The sequence below is a fragment of the Maribacter sp. R77961 genome (assembly GCF_044594925.1).
Lineage (GTDB): Bacteria > Bacteroidota > Bacteroidia > Flavobacteriales > Flavobacteriaceae > Maribacter.
Genome location: NZ_CP138991.1, coordinates 1058940 through 1080385, shown reverse-complemented (window position 1 = coordinate 1080385; position 21446 = coordinate 1058940). Strand labels below are relative to the sequence as shown.

The window sequence follows — 21446 nt, the reverse complement described above, 5'->3', positions numbered from 1 at the left end:
AAAATACCCTCTAATTTTATCCGGATACATAAATCCTATGCTATTCATTTTAGTCACTTGAAATTAATCGATGAAAATCAAATTATATTGGAAAATGAAATAAAACTTCCAATTGGAAAGTCCTATCGAAAAGCGATTCTCGATAAAATCTAACCGTTTATAAATGAGGTATAATTTTTCTCGATAACCCTGCTTCATCTAAATTTTATTTAGTTTTTTTGCCGCATGGAACGGTTTAATTATTTGCAACTTTTTGTTGTTTTACTCTTTCTGGGTCTTTTTTGGCTACCGTCAGCATTATTTTCTCAAGAAAATCGGCAATACAATGGAGCTTTTAAAGTAGGCGATTATCAGGGTAAAGCTGATTTCGATTATTTCGTAAAGAATAATGATACCATTCTAAATGGCGCCTTTCTAATGCAACGCTCTAGCCTTGAGGCCTTATTGGAAAAAGAAGACAACTCCTTTTTATTCAGGGGAAATTTCAAAAACAATTATCCTACCGGTCCTTGGGTTTTTCAATTCGGAGAATTTAAATCAGATAAACAATCCGAGGTCATAGATTATGCCTACCGAGTAGCCATTAGTGGAACACAAGAAGAGGCCAAGGGAAACATCGCTCAAGGAAAACCGGATGGTAAATGGTCTTATGAGGTGAACAAAATTGTTGATTCCGAAGTGGAGGAAATCATATTTAAAAGTACAATTGAGTTTGATAAGGGTATTCCACAAAGTAATTTTAGTATTGAGAATAGCACCAGAACCTTAGTAGGTAGATTTTTAAGAAATGGATTGGCTCACGATGAATGGGCACTGTATGATTCGGAAGAATTTGGTGCATCTGAAAGTTGGATATTCGATGATGGGGTGCTAAAGACCATTCAACTTCAAGTCAACGGAAAGCCTAGAACTATTGCTATATTCGGTGCAATTACTACACCTACTAAAACCGTTAATCTTGACAAAAGATATCTAGAAGCACTACAGTTACAGAAAGCTATTGGAGATACGACTAATATCTTTCGGGAGCGAATGACCAATTTGCTAGATGAGAATACCGGGTATTACAAAAAGATTGATACGGTACTTTCCAATTTGGGAGAAGCAGCGTTTTTGCCGGAGTTCAAAGTAAAGCTTCCTTTCTATCCCTTGAATAAAACAGAAAAAACCCAGTTAGACAGTATTAGTAAGCTGTATAGATCCGCTGAGATTATCAGTAATTCCTTTTTGGATAATTCTCAGCTGAATATTCTAAAACTATCGGATAAAGAGGCGCTGTACCTATATTCCGTAGTAGAAGCCATTACCGAAACTTTTCTTCTTCCTCTCAATAGACTTAACACCAATTATGAGAATGAAATTTTGGAGTACGTACCAAGAGCGCACTTGATACGAACATCATGGTTAAACGGACCACCTGCTACCACTATTAAATTAAACGATTCATCCTTAGAAAAAACTTCTTTCAGATTACCGGGAGCACCTGATTTCGAAGGCAATACCAACACAATGTCGGCTGTACTTCAATGGAGTGAATATGCTAAAAACAGCTTGGAACATGTAGCGGATATTTTAAATGAAAAGCTAACCAAGGATAAACGAGAGCAGGAATTAATCGCAATAGAAAATCTTCTAATCACTCAAAATGAGGCATTAAATGCCACTATTGACACCTTAAGTAACCTTCAGAACGCAGCTGGAAAAAGGGCTCTGAACAGTATCCGCGAGGTTTCTGATTCTGGGTTAAGCAGGTATGCCGCAGAAAAGAACGTAAAACTTAAATTAAGCAGCGCCAAAGCACTTTCGTCATGTATGAGGCATTTGCAAACCTTAGCCCTAATTGTAGGTAATTTACCAGAGCAATCTAAAAAAATAGAAAGTGAATATTTAGACCGTATCTGGAATCCTTTTATGGCCACCCTTATGAACGAAGAGGTCAAGAAAAGAATTACCACGGCGTATAGAAAGGTATTAATCCCTTATTTTTTGGAAGAGGTGCAAGTGAATCTAAATTGTAATAATGCCTACGAACTAGGTGAATTGATGGAAAGAACATACCAACAAATGTTACTGTTAAGAAAGGAAGAGACATCAAAGTTAGAACGAAAACTTAAAAGAACCTCGGACCCCAAAGCTGTTTTGGACTTACTTATGAATCATCCAATTGGCAAAGACAATTAATCAATGAAGTATTTGAATAATAGATGTGGTTCTTTATTGGTAGTCTTCCTACTAGGATCTTGCTTATTTTCAAATGGGCAAGAAGAAGAAAAAGAGGTCTTACCCTTAGAATCTAAATACAAGGAGCCCGTAACAAAAACATGGGTAAACACGTATGGGAATATTAGGATATCTAAACGTTTGTTCTGGATCGCGCAAACACATTTTAGGTTTCAGGAGACAGAAGCTACTCCCTTTGCGGGACAAGTAGCGCAAGTTTACAATAGACACGCTATCGGTTATATTTATAATAAAAAAATCAATGCTGCCCTGGGTGGGGTTTTACGGTTGAATTTTAATACCGACGAAACCTCCGAAGACCGAAATCTGGTGCCGGAGTGGCGTATTTGGCATCAGTACCAGTTTGCTATGCCTTTGTATAGCGCAATGATCTATCATCGACTGCGGATAGAACATCGTTGGACACAAGGTTTTGAGGAGAACAGCGCGTATGTCTTCCGAAATCGGTACCGATACATGTTCAGAGCTAAAATTCCGTTGAACAGTCATAAACTAGAGCCCAAAACGATTTACGTATCCCCAGAAGCAGAACTCATTATGCAAAGCGGAAAAGTTGTGGTTGCTAGTCCTATGGAAGATCTACGTCTAACCACTACATTGGGATACATTGCTACGCCAAGACTTACTTTTGCTGCGGGACTCATGTATTCCCAAGGACAGCAATTGAGTAATGGAGGTATTTATAAACAAAACTGGACCCTAAGATTCCATATGTACTTCTCTCCTGATTTTAGAAAAGTTAGGGATAAATTGCCTTCCATACATCTAAACGATTAAGACATCCGTAGATTAAAGAGTAGATTTAAGGAACCATGAAAAAAAGAATAGCCCTACCGTATAGTTTACTGATATTAGCTACAGGAGTTGCCGTGTTCTTTATGTTTAAAACCGACGGGTTACAACGAGAATTGAACGAGAGCGAAAAGGCTAAAATAGCCTTGGATAATCAAACGGCTATGCAGAAAGAACTTTTACGCATAGATTCCATGGTGGTTGAAGGAAAATACAATGAGGCGATTGCTTCTTATGGCAATAGCCAGCAGACTATTGATGATGGTAACAAGGTAATACCACTGAGAATTGCTTTGGCCAGAAAATTACAAAAACTTAAAGCTGAAAATACGGCGGATTTATCATTTAATCCCGCACTTAAAGATTCTATTGATTCTGAAAAAGCAACACCTCAAGAAATTAGACGCTACGATTCCATTAATTTTGCGCTTGAAAAAGCTAAAGTGCAACTCAAAGGCATGCAGGCCCAATTACGTAGAAAATCTTTTGGTGAATATTTAACCTTCAATAGTAAGAAAGGTAATGTAATGCACTACGTTGGGCAAGTAAAAAATGGAATGGCCTATGGCACTGGTATCGCATTATTGGATACCGGAAGCAGATACGAAGGTGAATGGCGGGGTAATAAACGACATGGCGAAGGTATTTTCTATTGGTCAGATGGTCAACGCTACGAAGGAACCTATGAGGATGACACCCGTAATGGTCTAGGGACCTACTATTGGCCTAACGGTGAAAAATACACAGGCCAATGGAAACAGGACAAACGTAATGGCCAAGGTACCTTCTACGGTAAAGATGGTAAAGTCGTAAAAGGTATTTGGAAGAACGATAAATTAAAAGAACAGGCTAAAGGCTAATCGCTAATTTTAAGTACTCTTTGCAAACCGTTTTAGGCATAGTTCCTTGCTGGAGTATAATGAGAATTATTTATCCAGATACTGTTCTTGCGCGCTCCATAAAGTAGTTTTCAAAACGTTTCAATTTTGGATGTAATTTGTCTGAATAGATAACATATTGACATTTTAGAATACTCTGGGTAATTGATAGAATGGCGTTATTATCCGATTTTTGGAGTAAAAATTCAGCATCATCAATACTAAAAATCTTTAGTTGTGATGTACTTACCCCATTTAACAAGAATAGTTTGTTCATCGATTTAGGGGTGGTTATCAGAATATCTATCCCCTCAAAAATTTCTGACTTCTGCACATCTATATGTAATTCCTCGTAACCTACATACACCCGCAGATTGGTATACTTTGTATAATTCAAAAAGGCATCGTACAAGGCTAATGCTCTTTCTTTATTCGCTACCAAAACTATTGCTCTAGGGGCATTACCTACTGCTTCGCATTTAAGCTTTTGTAAGGTAGTAAGAATAAGGGTCGTTGTTTTTCCATTTCCTATCGCTGAAGCACAAAAAACGTTCGCACCACTTTTAACTGCAGGTATAGCATTCTTTTGAAATGGAGTAGGAGTGTCTATTTCTAAACGCTCCAAAGCATCTTTAATTTCTGAATGTAATTTTTTAAATGGCATATGTTTGTAATATATAGTAGTTTCGTGTTACTATATCCGAAAACAAATATATACCTTAAAGACAAGTTCTTAGACAGGTACTAAGAAATTACTCGATGATCGAGATGTAGAATGCTCCTACGCTTGCCTCGAAATGGACGTTGGCTTTCCTTCAAATGCTTCCAGGAATTGCCCCGAGCTAATTTACTTTTACGTACCGACTAACTATATTTTCATGTTTGAAGATTAATAATGGATTTAACCCTATTCCGGGTTGGTATAGTCTTTCTTTTTTGATAGTTTTAAATTCATTTTTTACCCTATGAAAAAGATATTACTTACACTGTTATTACTAGGTTCTGGCATTCTGATTACTGCCCAAGACCGACTAACCGGCAAAACATTTACTACACGTTCTGAAGTATTGGCGCAAAACGGTATGGCTGCTACAAGTCAACCGTTGGCGACACAGGTAGCTTTAGATATTCTTAAAAAGGGAGGTAGCGCAATGGATGCGGCTATTGCCGCCAATGCCATGCTAGGCCTTGTAGAACCTGCAAGTTGCGGAATTGGTGGTGATATTTTTGCCATAGTATGGGACGCCGAACAACAAAAGCTTTTTGGCTTCAATGGAAGTGGAAGAGCACCAGAATCACTTGATATTGATTATTTCATGGAACGAAATATGAAATATGTTCCTTTCTACGGTCCCTTGCCCGTATCGGTTCCAGGGTGCGTAGACGGTTGGTTCGCCATGCACCAAAAATTTGGAAAACTACCAATGAAAACTTTGTTGCAACCTGCAATTGACTATGGTAGAAATGGTTTTCCGGTATCCGAGGTTATCGCCTATGAAATGATTTCCAACTATCAAAACCTAAAAGATCAACCTGGTTTTTCAGAAACCTATATGCCCAATGGTACTATTCCGAAAAAAGGCGAATTATTTAAGAACCCTGACCTAGCAAACACCTATGAACTCATTGCAACTAAAGGTCGTGATGAATTCTACAAAGGAAGTATTGCCAAGACCATTGATTCCTATATGAAAAAACATGGTGGATTTTTATCGAGCAAAGACTTGGCCAAACATACTTCCAATTGGATAGCACCTGTATCGGTTAATTATCGTGGTTATGATATCTGGGAATTACCGCCGAATGGTCAAGGAACAGCTGCTTTACAAATGTTGAATATTCTAAAAGGTTATGATATTTCAGCGATGGGCTTTGGAAGTGAAGCATATTTACATGTCTTAACGGAAGCCAAAAAATTAGCCTATGAAGACCGTGCCAAGTTCTATGCAGACCCAGATTTTAATACAATTCCGTTAACGCAATTATTGTCAGACGAATATGCGGCAGAACAAAGGGCACTTATCAATTCAGAAGAAGCTGCCCGTTTCTATCCAGCGGGTGATTTTGAGATTGAAACCGGAAATACAACTTATTTAACCGTTGCCGATAAAGACGGGAATATGGTATCGCTTATACAAAGTATTTATTCGGAATTTGCCTCTGGGATGGTTCCCGATGGTTTGGGTTTTGTATTACAAAATCGTGGTCAAATGTTCAATGTACAAGATAAGACTCACGCGAATGCACTAGCGCCGGGGAAACGACCTTTCCATACTATAATCCCGGCATTCATTACAAAAGATGGGCAACCCTACATGAGTTTTGGTCTTATGGGTGGTTCCGTGCAACCGCAAGGTCATGCCCAAATAGTTGTGAATATGATAGACTTTGGTATGAATGCACAGGAAGCCGGTGATGCCCCTCGAATGCGCCATCGTGGTAGTTCGCAGCCAACGGGCTCTGTAATGACAGACGGTGGCACCCTTAACCTGGAGAGCGGGTTTGACTATGAGACTATACGTGAGCTACGTAAAAAAGGGCATAGAATTTCCTTTGCCGTAGGTATATACGGTGGATACCAAGCCATTCGATTTGATACAAAAAATAAAGTTTATTCCGGTGCCTCCGAGTCCAGAAAAGATGGTCAGGCAGCTGGATATTAGGTTCGCTCAATGTCTATTCGATAAGATTTAAAGCCTTAATTTCTAGGAATATAGAATCAAAAATACACCGCACATAATACCAACAAGCGGTATTAGTTTTTTCCGCTTGTTCTGCTCTTTGAATACTAGTCCGCCAACCACGACAGCGATCAAAATTTGACTGCGCTTTATGGCAGATAGTAACATTATCAGGGCCTCCGGGTCTTGTAACGCTTTAAAGTAAAAATAATCCGCGGCTACCAATAACACTCCTACAAAAGGTATGGACCAACGCCATTTAAAGGCTTTTCGCTTTTCTGAATAGGGAAACCATGTAATGGAAAGGATAACCAGTAAGATGAGTATCGTATAAAAACAGAACCAAAATTGTAATGTAGGCGGATTCAAATCTAAACCTTGGATTAAGAACTTATCGTATAATCCGCTTGAAGCACCTAAGAAAGTAGCCCCGATAATGGCAAAAATCCATTTGTTCTTTGCAAAGTGAATGCCTTCTTTCTTGCCTATTCTGGAATAAAGTAATACCGAAAATATAATTAGAAAAAAACCGACCCATTGCCAAGGATTTGGTTTTTCTTGGTAAATGGTGATAGCCCCTATAAAGGTAAAAAATGGTCCTGCAGAACGGATAGGGGTTACAATGGTAATGGGAAGATGCTTCAATGCTTGATATGCCAATACCCATGAAGCGGCCATTATGGCCGATTTAATTAGTATATATCCATGTATTTTCCATGGAATATCCGTTATGTAAAGCTGCAATTTCTGGAGCGTGGCTTCAAAGAAGAACGAACCGACGTAAAAAGGAAGCAGTATTAAAAACCCGGATGTTATAGTTCCTAGGAGTACCGGAAAGGCTTCATTTCCTTGTACGGCATGTTTTTTACATAAATTATGTAAGCCTAAAAATAAGGCAGCTAAAAGACCTAGGCACATCCACATAATGCGCGCGAAGATATTGCAATTTTCGAAGTCGATTCCCAAGATTCACGTACAAAGAAATCTAAATTACCGTTAAAAGTTTCGAATCATACAAAGATTTCTGTATTATTGTTTAATAATATTATATTTTAATTAAACAAAAATAAAAGAGCTAAAACACACCACATGCACTACCTAACTATCGCACTACAAATTATCGTTTCTCTAAGTATTCTTAATGTATGGCTTATACAAAATAAAAAAGCTACGCAATGGCGCGGTGGGGATGCCAATACAATAATGGACGAATTTAAAGTGTATGGTCTTCCGGAGTGGTCTTGTTATCTTATCGGAACCTTAAAAGTTATTTTAGCTCTATTATTGTTGGCCAGTATTTGGTTTTCAATATTAAAACAACCGGCTGCATTAGGATTGGCTTTCTTACTGTTAGGTTCTGTAATAATGCATTTGAAGATTAATGATCCGTTCAAAAAATCTATTCCAGCACTTTTATTTTTACTAATGTGTTTGTTTATTGCCTTTCCTTTACCTCTATAAGCTTATAGCTGGGGAAGCAATTTAAAAAAAATATAGGCATTGAGTATCGCGTAACTTAATGATGGCAAAGCTTGAATAACAGAATCCTTGATCTTCAATCTTACCATAAAACCCAATACCATGAGGATTGAAAGTCCTGCAGCGGCAGCTATCTGCAAAATCGTTGAATAATATAGGCCTAATAATAAGCCCAAACCTCCGAGTAGTTGCAAAGCACCCACAATATTTCGATAGGATGCTAACCCATATCTTGTAAACTCTTTCTTCATCTGCACGGTTGTAAAACAGGCAATACCAAATAAAAGGAAGGAGCAGGCTGAAAAGAGTGTTAGATATAGTATCATTTTCATAAAAGACTTCTCTTAAAGGATACCAAATTAAACAATTGAGAATGAACTATAATATTTTTTGTTTAATCTTTTGTTAAATAAATCAAACAATAAAGAATAGCTTGTATATTTGAAAGAATCAAAATCTAAAAATTTTATGAAAAGTTTGAAAGTGCTTAGTATGTTAGCTTTTTCCATGGTATTGTTTGCGTCTTGCGGGGAAAAGAAAAAAGAAATGAAAGAGGAAGTTAAGGAAGAGGTAATGGAAGTCCAGGCGGAAGTAGTTGAGGAAACCACACCTAATATTGTTGGTGTTGCTGCAGGTAATGATTCCTTTACTACGCTGGTTGCTGCAGTAAAAGCAGCTGGTCTTGTTGATACCCTTAGTGGTGATGGCCCATTTACAGTATTTGCACCTACTAATGATGCGTTTGCAAAACTACCCGAAGGTACGGTCGAAGGGCTGCTGAAACCAGAAAGTAAAGATGCTTTAACGGGAATATTAACGTATCATGTTGTTGCCGGGAAATTTGAGGCGGCGGCGGTAATTGAAGCTATCAATAGCAACGATGGGGCCTTTACGGTAGAAACTGTTCAGGGTGGAACTATTACGCTAAGTCTAAATGAAGGTAATGTAACATTAACTGATGCTAAAGGAGGTACTTCCACAGTAGTTATTGCGGATGTTGCTGCATCTAACGGTGTAATCCACGCTCTGGATACTGTGGTAATGCCATAGGCAAAATAAATTATGAGAAAGAAGATTAAGGCCGCTGCACAATTGCAGTGGCTTTTTTTGTCTTTACACTTTTTTAGTAACGACTTAGCCCACTAGTTAATTGAAAGCTATTTTTTTATATTTACAACTAAGCCTATTACAAATATAAAAATGAAGATTAAAAACATTTTACGCTATCACATTATATTGCTCTTATGCCTTATTTCATGTAAGCCCAGCCCTGAAAAACAGGAAAGCCAAACCTATTCCGGCGCTATTGAAAGGAAAACTGTAGTTATGGCCTATTATGTGCCCGAGGCGGACTACCAACCCGAAACTATTCCAGTAGAGAAACTAACCCATATCATATTCTCCTTTACCAATGTCATAGATGGTGAAATGAAATTCCGTAACCCAGCGGATGCGGGTCCAAAATTGGAAGCGCTGGTACAACAAAAAAAGCGCAATCCAGATTTAAAGGTTATGATTGCCTGTGGTGGATGGGGAGCCGATGGTTTTTCCGATATGGCGCTAACCCAAGAAGGTCGTACCAAATTCATTGCCAACGCTTCAGCTTTTATTGCAAAATATAAGTTGGATGGTTTGGATATGGATTGGGAATATCCGGGCATATCGGGTGCCGGTACTATGGCCAGAGATGTAGATACCAAAAATTTTACCGCATTGATGAAGGGACTTCGAGAAATGCTGGACACTTTTGACACTCCTAAAACCCTAACTTTTGCATCTGCTGGTTGGAAAAGATATTATGACTTTATAGAAATCAATGAAGTCATGAAATATGCCGATTATACCAATGTAATGACTTATGACCTGGTTTCTGGTGTATCAGAATATACGGGTCACCATACCGCTTTAGGCGAAATAAAAAATGAAGATATTAAAGGGACTCCGTTCCAAAGTAATTTAGATAGCTTGTACAAAAAAGGTCGTACCCCGGACCCACATCCACGATCAACTGAAAAAATAGTGGATTTCTTAATAGCGCAAAACGTAGACCCAAAACAAATCGTTATCGGTGCCGCTTTTTATGGAAGGGTTTGGAAAGGGGTTGCACCTGATAATAATGGACTGTATCAGCGGAGCGGCGGTATGCATATTGGTTGGTATGCCTATCATGAGATTAGGGACAATTATGAGCCGGACAGTACTTTCGTTCGCTATTGGGACGAACAGGTAAAAGCGCCATTCATGTATAATGCTACGGATAGTTTACTAGTATCCTATGACGATACCGTTTCCGTTGCCGCAAAAACTGGTTACGCCATTGAAAAAGGGCTAGGGGGTATTATGTTCTGGGAGTTGGGCAATGACACCAAGGAAGACGGTAGCCTTTTAGATGCTATTCATAAGACCGTTACAGAATAATTGTACTTTAGTTGTAAATCAGATATTGGTCTCATCAATATGGCAACAAATCTATTTTTCGCTAATACGGTAAAGAAACTTCTTAGGGCTACTTATTCGATTCAGTTTTAAAGCAATTCGCACTGTAGAGATGGTAATGTTTGCGTGTGCAATGATTGTAACTCCTTTATAAAATTTTAAATATAATGGCTACCTTACTTTTTCTTGCGCAAGGAAACTTTATAGTCATCTATGGTTCCTTGTACCTTAAGATTTAAAAACTTGATTTTACCGTTAGGATCCGCCACTATTATTTCGTCAACTTGGTCTTGCTCGGTAACGGAATCCTTTTTACTCACAAATAATTTTTGCCAAGTGGCCTTTCGTACTGTTTTCCAAGGTATACGTAAGTAATACTCAATATTTTGATTGCTATCGTGCGTTCCGGACAGTTCCATATGGCCTAGGGTAGATTCAATGGTCATCGTTGGTATCGTAATTTCCCCCTTATCTATGGTCATACTATTTTGTAGCGTGTCGAACCTAATATTGCGAAGGTTTTTATCTCCCATATAATCCGATAATGCTAACATAGGGTCATAATTTTTCAGCTTTCCGTTGCGTACTTTTACGTCCATTTCAATAGAAGACTGATCCAAATCTGGTATCATATCTGGATATATCCTTATTTTACCGCCAATACGAGCCGTAAGTTTTCCTTGTAAATTTTCTGAAACAAGGTGGTCTTGCCCAAAATTTTCAAATTTAAAAAGTAATTTATCGATGTCCACATTGGTCATCAACAAATCTGGCTGCATATAAATATGTTCGGGGTCACTTCCATTAAAATAGCCATTTAAGCGAATGTTTCCTCCAGCAGCATTCATAGTAAGCGTATCGATATACATATAATGGTCGGGTGTTGTTCTCAAAGCTGCCTTAATATTTTGTAGGGCTATCCTATGGTATATTAAATGGGCAATATCCGCTTTAAAACGCATATCGGTAAAAGGCAATTCATAGATATTAAAAGCTTTTGCATGTGCCGCAACATCTTCAGTAGGGGAGTCCACCGCTACTAATGACTTTGAAGGACTTGGATTAAAATTGAACAGGGCATCATAATCAATATAATCTGCCTTAAGCTCTAGGTAGTTCTCTTGGGTCATTTTGGACTGGTCTTCGCCTAAATAGTAATTCAGATTAAAATTAAAACGGGTAGAACCAATTTCACCATGAAAATTATTGATAGTAATATGATCGTCTTTGTAAAGGATGTTTCCCTTAAAGTCATGAAAACGTTCCGGATGTATTTCCATCTTAGTGTTTAGCTTATCCAAGGCAATAGCCACGGAACTCAGCGAAGAATCGACATAGTGCATCTTTGAAGTAAAATGTAAGGCTAAATCGTCAAAAATTTCATGTTGGTATTCTTCCGGAACGTAATTTTCCCCTTTGTAAGAAAAAATATCTTCGAGCCGTAACTTTTCCGAAGTAAGATTAAAATCCAGTGCTACGTCTCCATGACGCCCGGCCCGCATCCAGAAAGCATAATCTTGCACCAATCCGTCAAAATAGAAATCACTATCGTCAATATGACCCTTAAAATCTACTAATTCTAAATCCTTATCATTAATCAGAACATCGGCATGAAAATTATGCAAACGATGCGGATAGTGCTTTGGTTCCGCATATAGGCTATCAATAAAAAACTCACCTATAGGTAAGTATTCAGATTCTGTAAAGTCTTTGGCAGAGCCTATAAATGAAAGTCCAAGACTTAGATTTTCAACTTGTTCGTCAAACCCGGTCCGGGTAGTATCCTGCATTGAAAAACCTGTCAATTCTGCAATATCCAAATAATTGGAGGTAATATCTAAATGGGTTTCTACGGGCGTATTCGTATGATGCACAATAGACGGTAGATCTGACAGGAAACCACGTATAGAAACATCTGAATTACCCATCAGCAAATCAAATTTTTTAAGGGTGGCCTCTTTACCGTTCATGAATAGATTTACATTTAAACTGTCAATGGGAGCTGGAAGATTTTCTGCTTCCAAGTGTAAATTCTCAATTGTTAATGCTGCATGGTAGGCCTGATTTAATTGCTGCAATGCCATTTTAGGATTTTCGATATCAACAATATCATGAAAATTCATTTTTAGTTTTATATTTCCTGATGCGTTCTGTACTTCCTGCAGTTCAAAGAACGCTGCGATGAAATCTAGATTAAAATCGGCATCTATTTGCATATCAACTTCCGGAGATTCAAAATTCTTCACAAAGATGCTCCCTAGAAACCCTCCTTTTTCCAAAGAGGCTTTCATATTGGTCAATGAAAATTCCATGGTGCTGGCAGCTCTTTTTTTACCGTTACTAAAATGGCCATTAAAGCCCATTTTATCTATTTTTTTATCACTGCTCGTATGCTCCAAAAAGGCCTTTCCCGCACCAAATTCGGCGTAGATAGCGGGTCTGTTTCCTTTATTCGCCGGACCTTTGATCGTAGCATTGAAGTAAATCTCCCCAGCGTTCTTGTATTTATCCAAAAAGGGAATCACATCTTCTGGAGCAAATGCAATAAGCATATCAAAATTGGGCTTGGTCCCTTTTATGGCAAGGTCAAGGTCTACATCGTTTTTGGTATCTATAGCTCCCGATAGCTCAAAATCACCGTTCTCCATAACAATTCCAGAAGGCGCTATGTCCAGTATTCCTGTAGCTTCATTGAAAACAAGGTCTGTGTGTATTTCAAAATGTTTTTTACGGATATAGGTCGTGTCGCCATCTTTGATGACATTCAGCTCTAATTCGGTATCAATATGACCGGCAATGATACTATCCATGATACGAAAGCCTCCTTTACCCGTATAAATGAACTTTTCAACATCGGTATTAGTAGCCTCGTCGAGCGTATGAATATCTAGGTTTTTTAATCCAATCGCATTCAAGTGAATATTGGTGCTGGCCGTCCCATCTGCAGTGGTGGTAGCTAAAGAATTTTGAATATTAGAGGTATTATCTTCATGAATAACGATATTAAAAACACCGTCTTCTATCAATACCGAATGTATGTCATAGTTTCCGCTTACAATATCCCAAAAATTGAAGCCTACATAAATATCCTTTACATCCATTATCAAGGGTGCATTCACCGCTTTGGTCTCGAATACTTTTACATCATAAATTTTTATGGAGAGGTCCGGAAAATTCCCAAAAAGCGATAGGTTACTCTTACCAACCGTAATTAGGCCTTTATGCTCTTGGTTTATAAGGTCAATTTCTCCGTTAATAATTTCAGATTGCTGGTTTTGCACATAGAGCAATAGTATTCCTATGCACAATACGGGCACCAAGATGGTGAGAAATATGAACCGTTTCCAGTGTTTTTTGAGCGTCAACGTATGTTCTTTTGATTTAGCAGCACTACGGCCTTATTAAACTAACGAATTTGCACATGATAGTATTGTTTACCAAAAAAAGTAATCGACTTGGCTACCACGTAAGCCAAAATCTCATCTGGGAATTGGGCAATGACACCAAGGAAAAAAGTAGCCTTTTAGATGCTATTTATAAAGCGACCAATGAATGATAGATTTGAGCCATTTAGAAATTCAACACCATAAACTCATGAAATAGAGTGTAGGCAAACGTTGCCTTTTTAAGTTGTTTCGTATTCAAGTAATCCTTCGAGTTTCTTATAAAGCCTTCTTATAAAAAGCCAATCAACGACCCATTAACTTACCAATGGTAGGAGGGAGGGTTGCCTGTTTAACTGCATTGAAGAGGTCTAGGCGAATATTAAAATAGGAAACAATTAAAACCATCTTTGGATTAGTGCACTTTTATGATGTTCACACACTATTAAATTACTTAGACCTATTCCATAAAAATTATGTTTTATCGAGCTTTAAAATCGTAAGGTAAATTTGGTGCCTTGGTTTAATTCGCTAGTACAAATTAGTTTACCGTCATTCATTTCTACAAAATCCTTTGTTATTAATAAACCAAAACCTGTTCCCTGTTCACCTTTAGTGCCTAACATTGTCTTGGGAATTTCCTCGTTTACAAGGTTATCACACCAATCGGCATTCATACCAATTCCAAAGTCTTGTACACCTATTTCAATCCCTTCTAACACTTTTCTAGAAGACAGTATTATTTTTTGACCTTCGTTGCTGAATTTAATGGCATTAGAAGTCAAATTACGTAAAATAATTTTGAACATGTTCTCATCGATTAAGAGTTTTGGTTCTGAAATTTCAAATAGCAACTTCAACTCTTTATCTTCTATCAGTCGTTCAAATTCCTTTGCCATAGAATCAAACGTTTTTTTAATATCACAACTGGTTTTTTTTATCTCAATTCCTTCCAGCTGACTATAAGACCATTCCAGTAAAGCATTCACCATAGCAATTCTATCATCCACTTTATTTTTTAACTTTTTTGACATTTCCTTGAGTTGACCATCCTCTAAATGGGTTTCAATCATTTCTACCAGCGCCGCTATGTTGTTCAGGGGACCTTTCACATCGTGGGTAAGCAGTGAGAACAATTTGTTTTTTAAACTATTTACCGTTTCAAGTTCTTGGTTCTTATTTTCTAGTTCCTCCTTTGCCATTTGCAGCTTTTCCGTCTGTCGGGTTACTTCAATGGCAAGGATTTTATTGGTTTCAACTTGTGTTCTAATGTTTTCATTCTCAATAGATTTAAACTTATAACCCACTAGAATGGAGAAAAGAATCAATTGTAGGGTAATCAAACTAGATGTTGTTATCAATACAAATCGTACATCAACAGTATACTGCTTTTGTAAAAACCAGGCGACTATGTAAATAATTGCCGCGAGCAGCATGGGAGCGTAGCTGTATAGATAGTACTTATTAAATCTTTCTTCCTTGTATAAACGTACTCCTGAAAATAAATTCATGAATATGGATAGCATAGCGGTAATTGCGGCTAGCATCACTAACGAATCATTTAACCAATCAATTTTGATTGTCAAAATATTTAAAAAATAAAGGATCGGAATGCAAACTATCGTGTATTTAAATATCCTATAGCTTCTTGATAAAAGAGGGTGATTCTTTTTTCCAATGTTTAAATAATTCTTAGTAAATAGTAATAAGCCATACGTCACTGCCATGGCAGAAACAATAGATGCTTTATCGGCAATGGCATCATTCAGAGGTCCTGATGCCAATAAAAACCAACTCCAATGCAGCGCTAATGCTAGTATCAGAATACAATAATAGAGAAGAATCTTATGCCTTAAAATCAAAAAAGAAGCCAAGTGATAAATTCCAAAAACACCAAAAATTGCAGTAAATATGGCAGTTATTATATAATTAAAATTTTCACTATTCATAAAAAAAATTATCGTACGCTGTAAATACTACTTTAATATTAGATAAGAATACGGCATAATCCTAATATCTTCGTTAATATTTTGAGCTTATCACTATATTAGAAGTAATAGTGCACATAGCTACGGACCAACAAGCGAAGGGGAGTATAATATGTGTGTAATGGTATTTCAATCTATACTATTGATTCATCAAAAACATTCGCTAAATTATACCAATAGTATGATAATTTAAACATCGCTAATAATGGCAACAGTTCGAAAAACGGTAACTTTTACAGAACAGCAGGATAAATGGATAAAAGCTCGAATAGAAGCAGGGGAATACACAAATGACAGTGAATATCTAAGAAATCTTGTACGTCTAGACCAAGCTAACAATGCCAAGTTTATTTCACTAAAAACAAAACTTGTTGAGGGGCTTGAAAGCGGCGTAAGTAATAAATCATTACCAGATATCATGAAAGAAGTCGAAGCACGTATGCGGGAAGATGGGCGTTTATAAACTATCCTCCAAAACAGAAATCGATTTGGCTGCAATGTATGAGTTCGGCATATACAAATTTGGGCTAACTCAAGCGCAAAATTATTTTTACGCTATGCACGAAGCCTTTGAAGTACTTGCCGAAAATCTGAATTTAGTTCGTGATGCATCAGCGTTTATTGAAGGTTTGAAAAGATTTTCCTATGAGTCGCATATTATATTTTATCTACAAACTGCAAGCGGAATTTTTATTCTTAGAGTTTTAAGTCAGCGTATGGACTACGATAGGAATCTAGAAAACGACTAGGAATACCCCCGGAATAACTTATAACTTATCGCTATTTGATATAATGACGGATTATAGAACATTTTTGTTCTATAATGTCTTGGGTTGTGACACTTTGCTTTGGTTACGGCATAAAAATATAAGGTCTGGGAGACTTTATATTTTTTGTGCGAGTTGGCGCGCTGGCGTATTTGGTACTGCACTTTCTTTTCCAACGCTTCATCTCGCACAAATTTTTTAAGATTATTAATCTTTAAAAATTATGTCGTCTTCTAAAAAGTTTCTTCTCAAAAAGTAATGGAATTGTACCCATTGTTGGCAGATTGGCTTTATTTCTTTACTAATTTTTCAATATCTAACTTAATTAATTCCCAAACTTTTTCTCGGTAACAGTTTGGCGTAAAATCATCCTCTGCATTGGAAAAGTCAACTACTTTAACTAATAATTCATCTTTAGAATAACCATATGGATTTCTCTTGAGATAAAATTCTATCATTTCATCTAATGTATAAGAGTCTAATAGTTCGTGAATATCCCAAAAATCTTTTTTTCTACCACCATTACCAATTACCTCAAATTTCATTGCTGCAACTTCTTCAATACTTGAAAACCTGATATTTTGTTCAAGAATAGAAGGAAAAACAAAAGGATCTGTGTAAAACAAATCTAATTTCACCAATTCATTTTCATTGTTGCCGATAAAATAAGACTTTCCCATTCCTACAAGATCAACTGATGTTGTATCTACATATGGAAAGGTTTCAATTAATTTAGCTTCAAGTATAGCAAAGTCTATACTACCATATTCTGCGTCTGTAAATAAATCTATGTCGATAGATTCTCTATGACCTAGTTGAAGACTTAATGAAGTGCCACCAACCATTCTAAAGCTATTAAATTCCTCAATTGACATTAATTGTTTCAGAGAACTCCAAAGTAAATCGGAAACAGTATTTAAGTATAACTCCACTATATTAAATTATGTTCTATAATGTTCTTCTCGAAAGAAGGTAAGTAGCTTCTTTTTATTAATTTAATTTCCTTGGAAATAGTTTTTCTTCCATAGAATGAAATGATTTCATTTATTTCAGTTTTATTTCCTCTTTCTAAAATTCTTTTGATAATGGCTTTTTTATTTTTATTCCAATCAATTTTATCAAAGTTTGTGTCCCAAAAAAGTATTCTCCTTATGTTATTGATATTCGGTATACTTTTTATTTCAGATTCCGCTATTATTTTTACGTCATAACTTGCTTGCAATAACATGAAGTAATCTTTATCCGTTTTAAACTCTTTTGATAATTTGATAGAAAGACTAGGATTAATATCTCTTCTTTTATTAAGAATAGCACTTATAGTTTGTTTGTGTTCACCAATAGAATCAGCCAATTCGCAACCTTTTAAATTTCGATTGTTTAATTCCCATCTCAATAGTGTGCCTGGGTGTATTCCTTTAATTTTATTTAATCTCGGTAACATGATTCTGTTCTTTAATGTAAAAATATAAAATATTTAATAAGTAAACAAATATGTTTACTAAAAATAAACAATGTTGTTTACTAAAACTTCAAAAACCATACCAAATAATTAACTTCATATACAATATAGAACAAGTGCATAGAATTTTATTTTTACTCACTTATTTAATTATTTGCAGAAACTTTAAATGTGTTCGTGAATCTCCGAAAAAGTCGATTTCATAAAATTTATGCTCTTGTGGCAATGCACGAGAATCGTCTAAAATTTTTTATTACGTACATTTTATCGAATACGCGATTTTTAATAAGAGCAAAAAGGTTAGCTTTTATTTTGGCGTTGGCAAGCGATGGATAATTGTGTGTAAAATACGAGTGAGTAAAATTGATTAAGTATCAATTTTATGAATCTGCGAGTTGATGCGGCTGTGAAGCAATTTGATTTTATAAAACAATCGAGCGCTTGGTAGCGGCTATTTTACATAACGACTAATTATAGATACATAATGTTTTAAAAAACTCTGCGAAGCAAACCGCTTATTAGTTTAATAACCCAAGTTCCAATTATTCTAATGAAAACTAATGCTTCTGGGATATTTTACATAATATAGAATTATAGCTACTCGTTTTTCATTAAGCTAAGTACCAATCAAGGCAGCCGCACAAGTCTCGCCGTCAATATAAAAAGCTGTCGCTTTCCATATTGCCACGTGTACTATAATGTCTTGCATTATGACACTTTGCTTGGGTATGGCATAAAATGGGAAGGTCTGGGAGACCTTGATATTTTTGAGCGAGATGCTGCGCTGGCGTCTATGGTACTACACTTTCTTTTCCAACGCTTCATCTCGCACAAATTTTTTAAGATTATTAATCTTTAAAAATTATGTCGTCTTCTAAAAACTTTCTTCTCAAAAAGTAATGAAACCGAGGCACGAGGTTCATGAATTTCTATTTAAACAAATAACTAATTATGAATAAACAATAATTATATGATCCTAGCCTGTCCTGGGCACAGTCGAAGGGATAAAAGGGGAGTGTAATGCCTGCCTGCTGGCAGGCAGGTGCGTGGAATGGTAATTGGTCTTAATAATTTGAAAATGAACTGTTATATACAATTATTAGAAAAAAATAATGTTAGTTTGTAATACATAACCTACGCATATGAATTGCTTTACTTACTCTAGAAACTTAAATAATTATACTCTTATAATTCTATCTTTTCTTCTTTTATTATTTAGCTGTACCAAAGAGGAGGTTGCTCCATTAAATATTGATGATTTTTTTAAAGGAGCAAGCACTTCGGCTACTAATGAAGATTTAGTTGGGGTCTGGGCTATTTTTAGTGCTAAGTTTGATGGAAAAATAATAGAAATACCAATAAATTATGCCCAATGCGGAAGAGATTTCTTTGTTTATAATGCGAATGGTAATTATACCGAATATTTGTATCCTTACGATTCTTGTGAACCTGATGTAAATCAGTTAACCTGGAAACTAAACAATGGTATAATTACACTTGCTAATAACTTAGGACAATCTGATGAATTTGTAATTACCAACCTAAGCGACCAAGAGCTGGTTTTCAATTCTAGATTTGATGTTGATGAGGATGGTGAATTGGATGTAATTAGCATAACGGCAATACGTTATGAACCAGAAGAATTCGACTTGACTACAAATTCATTTGGGAAAAATAATGAAGAAGAATTTGAGGATGTTTTGAGTTTTACCTGGAATGCCTATGAGGGATTTAACACTTTTGAACGTTATGAAATATATAGAAGTTCCGGTGAAAACTGTACAAAGGCAAACGCAGAATTAATTGCCACGATTACAGATGTTGAAGTAATTGAATATACAGATTTGAACCCTCCGGGGGCGAAGTCCTTGTGTTATTACTTCAAGGTATATACAGACCAAGGTCTGCTTGGAGAGAGTAATTATATTGGAGTAAATCCCGCATTTTTTATTTACATCGACCCTATTGCTTTAAATGACCCTATTGTCAACGATGATAGTATTTCTCTAACATGGGAGCCTTCAGATAGCCCATACTTCTCGCATTATGAGGTCACGGTTTCAAATTATGATGGTACTAGCGCCAGTGGAGCTCAAAAATATATCTTAGCTGAGATTGATAATATAAATACTACAAGTTTTATAGATGAGAACCCTCCCTATTTAGAAAATCCGTTTTACTTAGTGCATGCTTACAACATCTTCGGTAACAAAAGCCGCTTAAGCGATAATGAAAGAACTGGTGTTAAGGAAGTTCAATTTAAAAGAAAAGAGGTAATTGATTATAAACGGATTATTTCTTACGATGTTGATTCTGATGAGCCAATCGTTTATTTATATGGTCGACTTAGCGGAAATGGTATTACAGGGGCGAACCTTCGTCGTTTTAATTATGAAACCTCTGAAACAGAGGCTATTTCTGATATTCCACCACAGGTTGAAACTTATTCCGGAATCAAAGTAGTTAATTCGAACCAAAATGGAAAAGAACTGGTTATACAACAGGGCATCGAACTACATTTTTATGATGCGAACACCATGGAATTTAAATATTCAATTGATCCACTGGGCGTATTCAATTTCTTTGATTTTAATTATTCTCAAGAATTAGATCTTTGGATACTAATTAATTCTAATGAAATATTTACTTTAAAAAGAGATAATACCAACCTAGTTTTAGTAGATTCAGATATACATTTTACACAACATCATGGAAATACATGGCATAGACTTTTCTTTTTAAACAACAATAATGTTCTGGTTAGTCATCCGAGTGAGCCCAATAGTTTTATTAAAAATCTAGATTCGAATGGTTTCATAACTAGTTCAGAGATGGTGAATTTTAGTATGAAAAGGCTCAATCACGAAAGGACGTTACAGAATAGGTTCGCTGACTACATTTTAAATACTGGTGAGAATAGACTTTACAGTGCTAGTGCCTTTCAAATCATAGAATCATTTGAATTTCCTAGTTTCTCAAGCGGAACTAGCATAAACGGTAATCTAATCCTAGGTACAAATAATGATCCAGATTGGCAGATAGAAGCAGCAAGTCCCCATAAAAAAGAAGCTGTAATTTATAATAGATTTTCTGGGCAAGTTGTTGAAATAATTACGATTGGTTATCCTCATTTTATTTTTGAAGATTACAATGGTGACCTCATCAGTATTTCCTCTGGGTTTAAAAAGGAATCCCTAAAACAAAATATTAATGGAAAGGCAGATATTTTTATAGAAAAAATTAACTTTTAAAAAAATACTAATTACAATTTCGAATTTTATTTTGCATGATACTTGAAACACTAAAAGAAAGCTTCAATCAAGAACGGAGGTTAGCAAGGGC

19 protein-coding genes are annotated in these 21446 nt (G+C 36.2%); 12 read left to right on the top strand and 7 right to left on the bottom strand.

Annotation, left to right across the window (positions count from 1 at the left end):
- Positions 1-3: 3 nt before the first annotated feature.
- The 4 genes from SJY09_RS04655 (at position 4) to SJY09_RS04640 (ending at position 3893) form a co-directional block, all read left to right on the top strand.
- Positions 4-153, top strand: coding sequence for a LytTR family transcriptional regulator DNA-binding domain-containing protein (locus SJY09_RS04655; RefSeq protein WP_396638596.1), 150 nt, complete (start codon positions 4-6; stop codon positions 151-153).
- A 72-nt stretch (positions 154-225) separates the two neighbouring features.
- Positions 226-2181, top strand: a complete 1956-nt coding sequence (locus tag SJY09_RS04650) for a hypothetical protein (protein ID WP_396637798.1) — start codon at positions 226-228, stop codon at positions 2179-2181.
- A 3-nt stretch (positions 2182-2184) separates the two neighbouring features.
- Entirely contained in the window at positions 2185-3018 is an 834-nt protein-coding gene (locus SJY09_RS04645; protein WP_396637797.1) for a DUF2490 domain-containing protein, read from the top strand.
- A gap of 35 nt (positions 3019-3053) precedes the next feature.
- A complete protein-coding gene (locus SJY09_RS04640) occupies positions 3054-3893 on the top strand; it encodes an MORN repeat-containing protein (RefSeq protein WP_396637796.1) in 840 nt (279 codons plus the stop codon).
- Positions 3894-3963: 70 nt separating this feature from the next.
- On the opposite strand, the gene SJY09_RS04635 is transcribed toward SJY09_RS04640, so the two are convergent.
- The gene (locus tag SJY09_RS04635; RefSeq protein ID WP_396637795.1) at positions 3964-4575 is read right to left on the bottom strand and encodes a DEAD/DEAH box helicase; all 612 of its coding nucleotides are present in this window, start codon (positions 4573-4575) and stop codon (positions 3964-3966) included.
- 301 nt (positions 4576-4876) lie between these two features.
- On the opposite strand from SJY09_RS04635, the gene ggt reads away from it, so the two are divergent.
- On the top strand, positions 4877-6574 hold the full coding sequence (ggt, locus tag SJY09_RS04630) for a gamma-glutamyltransferase (protein WP_396637794.1): 1698 nt from the start codon (positions 4877-4879) through the stop codon (positions 6572-6574).
- A gap of 42 nt (positions 6575-6616) precedes the next feature.
- Here the strand turns inward: ggt and SJY09_RS04625 are convergent, their stop codons facing one another.
- Complete coding sequence (locus SJY09_RS04625) at positions 6617-7516, bottom strand: EamA family transporter (protein ID WP_396637793.1); 900 nt, start codon at positions 7514-7516, stop codon at positions 6617-6619.
- 165 nt (positions 7517-7681) lie between these two features.
- On the opposite strand from SJY09_RS04625, the gene SJY09_RS04620 reads away from it, so the two are divergent.
- Positions 7682-8053: a DoxX family protein gene (locus SJY09_RS04620; RefSeq protein WP_396637792.1), complete on the top strand. Its 372-nt coding sequence runs from the start codon at positions 7682-7684 to the stop codon at positions 8051-8053.
- A 2-nt stretch (positions 8054-8055) separates the two neighbouring features.
- Here the strand turns inward: SJY09_RS04620 and SJY09_RS04615 are convergent, their stop codons facing one another.
- Complete coding sequence (locus SJY09_RS04615; protein WP_396637791.1) at positions 8056-8403, bottom strand: DoxX family protein; 348 nt, start codon at positions 8401-8403, stop codon at positions 8056-8058.
- Positions 8404-8539: 136 nt separating this feature from the next.
- On the opposite strand from SJY09_RS04615, the gene SJY09_RS04610 reads away from it, so the two are divergent.
- Together SJY09_RS04610 and SJY09_RS04605 are read left to right on the top strand one after the other, a co-directional pair.
- Entirely contained in the window at positions 8540-9121 is a 582-nt protein-coding gene (locus SJY09_RS04610; protein WP_396637790.1) for a fasciclin domain-containing protein, read from the top strand.
- Between the two features lie 150 nt (positions 9122-9271).
- On the top strand, positions 9272-10489 hold the full coding sequence (locus SJY09_RS04605; protein WP_396637789.1) for a glycoside hydrolase family 18 protein: 1218 nt from the start codon (positions 9272-9274) through the stop codon (positions 10487-10489).
- Positions 10490-10683: 194 nt separating this feature from the next.
- Here SJY09_RS04605 and SJY09_RS04600 read toward each other — a convergent pair whose 3' ends face one another.
- Positions 10684-13872, bottom strand: a complete 3189-nt coding sequence (locus SJY09_RS04600; RefSeq protein WP_396637788.1) for an AsmA-like C-terminal region-containing protein — start codon at positions 13870-13872, stop codon at positions 10684-10686.
- A gap of 56 nt (positions 13873-13928) precedes the next feature.
- On the opposite strand from SJY09_RS04600, the gene SJY09_RS04595 reads away from it, so the two are divergent.
- Positions 13929-14063 carry a hypothetical protein gene (locus tag SJY09_RS04595; protein WP_396637787.1) on the top strand — a complete coding sequence of 45 codons (135 nt, stop codon included), beginning with the start codon at positions 13929-13931 and terminating at the stop codon, positions 14061-14063.
- Positions 14064-14381: 318 nt separating this feature from the next.
- Here SJY09_RS04595 and SJY09_RS04590 read toward each other — a convergent pair whose 3' ends face one another.
- Positions 14382-15839 carry an ATP-binding protein gene (locus SJY09_RS04590; protein ID WP_396637786.1) on the bottom strand — a complete coding sequence of 486 codons (1458 nt, stop codon included), beginning with the start codon at positions 15837-15839 and terminating at the stop codon, positions 14382-14384.
- A gap of 244 nt (positions 15840-16083) precedes the next feature.
- Between SJY09_RS04590 and SJY09_RS04585 the strand changes: the two genes are divergently transcribed.
- Both SJY09_RS04585 and SJY09_RS04580 read left to right on the top strand, forming a co-directional pair.
- Complete coding sequence (locus SJY09_RS04585; protein WP_396637785.1) at positions 16084-16341, top strand: type II toxin-antitoxin system ParD family antitoxin; 258 nt, start codon at positions 16084-16086, stop codon at positions 16339-16341.
- Complete coding sequence (locus SJY09_RS04580) at positions 16328-16627, top strand: type II toxin-antitoxin system RelE/ParE family toxin (RefSeq protein WP_396637784.1); 300 nt, start codon at positions 16328-16330, stop codon at positions 16625-16627. The genes SJY09_RS04585 and SJY09_RS04580 overlap by 14 nt, the downstream gene beginning before the upstream one ends.
- A gap of 308 nt (positions 16628-16935) precedes the next feature.
- Here the strand turns inward: SJY09_RS04580 and SJY09_RS04575 are convergent, their stop codons facing one another.
- A complete protein-coding gene (locus SJY09_RS04575; RefSeq protein WP_396637783.1) occupies positions 16936-17520 on the bottom strand; it encodes a nucleotidyl transferase AbiEii/AbiGii toxin family protein in 585 nt (194 codons plus the stop codon).
- A gap of 56 nt (positions 17521-17576) precedes the next feature.
- A complete protein-coding gene (locus tag SJY09_RS04570) occupies positions 17577-18086 on the bottom strand; it encodes a transcriptional regulator (protein WP_396637782.1) in 510 nt (169 codons plus the stop codon).
- 1160 nt (positions 18087-19246) lie between these two features.
- Here SJY09_RS04570 and SJY09_RS04565 point away from each other — a divergent pair.
- Complete coding sequence (locus SJY09_RS04565; RefSeq protein ID WP_396637781.1) at positions 19247-21355, top strand: lipocalin family protein; 2109 nt, start codon at positions 19247-19249, stop codon at positions 21353-21355.
- The last annotated feature ends 91 nt before the right edge of the window (positions 21356-21446 follow it).

Bases quoted from the DNA above. Each gene is read 5' to 3' on its own strand.
- SJY09_RS04585 (WP_396637785.1), top strand. From the start codon at position 16,084: ATGGCAACAGTTCGAAAAACGGTAACTTTTACAGAACAGCAGGATAAA.
- SJY09_RS04610 (WP_396637790.1), top strand. From the start codon at position 8,540: ATGAAAAGTTTGAAAGTGCTTAGTATGTTAGCTTTTTCCATGGTATTG.
- SJY09_RS04595 (WP_396637787.1), top strand. From the start codon at position 13,929: ATGATAGTATTGTTTACCAAAAAAAGTAATCGACTTGGCTACCACGTA.
- SJY09_RS04620 (WP_396637792.1), top strand. From the start codon at position 7,682: ATGCACTACCTAACTATCGCACTACAAATTATCGTTTCTCTAAGTATT.
- SJY09_RS04640 (WP_396637796.1), top strand. From the start codon at position 3,054: ATGAAAAAAAGAATAGCCCTACCGTATAGTTTACTGATATTAGCTACA.
- SJY09_RS04625 (WP_396637793.1), bottom strand. From the start codon at position 7,516: ATGTGGATGTGCCTAGGTCTTTTAGCTGCCTTATTTTTAGGCTTACAT.
- ggt (WP_396637794.1), top strand. From the start codon at position 4,877: ATGAAAAAGATATTACTTACACTGTTATTACTAGGTTCTGGCATTCTG.
- SJY09_RS04605 (WP_396637789.1), top strand. From the start codon at position 9,272: ATGAAGATTAAAAACATTTTACGCTATCACATTATATTGCTCTTATGC.
- SJY09_RS04580 (WP_396637784.1), top strand. From the start codon at position 16,328: ATGGGCGTTTATAAACTATCCTCCAAAACAGAAATCGATTTGGCTGCA.
- SJY09_RS04575 (WP_396637783.1), bottom strand. From the start codon at position 17,520: ATGTCAATTGAGGAATTTAATAGCTTTAGAATGGTTGGTGGCACTTCA.
- SJY09_RS04565 (WP_396637781.1), top strand. From the start codon at position 19,247: ATGAATTGCTTTACTTACTCTAGAAACTTAAATAATTATACTCTTATA.
- SJY09_RS04570 (WP_396637782.1), bottom strand. From the start codon at position 18,086: ATGTTACCGAGATTAAATAAAATTAAAGGAATACACCCAGGCACACTA.
- SJY09_RS04650 (WP_396637798.1), top strand. From the start codon at position 226: ATGGAACGGTTTAATTATTTGCAACTTTTTGTTGTTTTACTCTTTCTG.
- SJY09_RS04635 (WP_396637795.1), bottom strand. From the start codon at position 4,575: ATGCCATTTAAAAAATTACATTCAGAAATTAAAGATGCTTTGGAGCGT.
- SJY09_RS04645 (WP_396637797.1), top strand. From the start codon at position 2,185: ATGAAGTATTTGAATAATAGATGTGGTTCTTTATTGGTAGTCTTCCTA.
- SJY09_RS04590 (WP_396637786.1), bottom strand. From the start codon at position 15,839: ATGAATAGTGAAAATTTTAATTATATAATAACTGCCATATTTACTGCA.
- SJY09_RS04615 (WP_396637791.1), bottom strand. From the start codon at position 8,403: ATGAAAATGATACTATATCTAACACTCTTTTCAGCCTGCTCCTTCCTT.